The 603-nt window shown below is 79.6% G+C and carries 1 protein-coding gene; it reads right to left on the minus strand.

Annotated features, from left to right (window positions below; translation table 11 throughout):
* Window positions 1-50: 50 nt before the first annotated feature.
* A partial coding sequence (locus Q6969_RS16195) for a hypothetical protein (protein ID WP_317231350.1) occupies window positions 51-603 on the minus strand: 553 nt, incomplete at its 5' end.

Genomic DNA, 603 nt, shown 5'->3' on the forward strand with positions numbered 1-603 from the left:
GATCCCGAACCCGCGGGCCGGGCCGGTCCTGCACCCGCGGGCCGTCGCGGTCAGGGACCGACGGCCGCCGCCGCGGGCCGCGCGCGGAGGCGCAGCATCGCCGGGACGACGAGCGGGAGGACGACCACCGCCGAGCCCACGAGCACGAGCCGGGCATCCGCCGCGGCCAGACCCCCGAGCGCCGCGACGTGGCCGACGACGATGGCGGTGTCGTCCACCACCCGGTCGATGCCGGCGATCCGCCCGAGGTGGTCGGTGCGGACCGTGGCCTTGAGGAGCGTGCTGACGGCGACCGTGACCGGTGCGCTGGCCGCGGCGGCGACGGCGGCGGCGGCGACCGCGACGGGGAGGCCCGGTGACGCGCCGAGCGCGGCCTGCGCGAGGCACAGCCCCACGACGCCGAGCAGGAGGACGGGGGCGGCCCGCCGCTCGGTCCCGAGCGCGGTCGTGAGGACGGCCGAGGCGAGCGCCGCGCCTCCCGTGATGGCGTAGAGCAGCTGCCCGGCGGCGGGCTCCCGGCCGAGCACCCCCGTGACGAGCGGCCCCAGGGCCACGCTCGTGCAGGCCGTGAGGAACGCGACGGCCGCCGACACCGCGAGGAAC

The organism is Clavibacter sp. MX14-G9D, assembly GCF_032917815.1.
GTDB lineage: Bacteria > Actinomycetota > Actinomycetes > Actinomycetales > Microbacteriaceae > Clavibacter > Clavibacter michiganensis_K.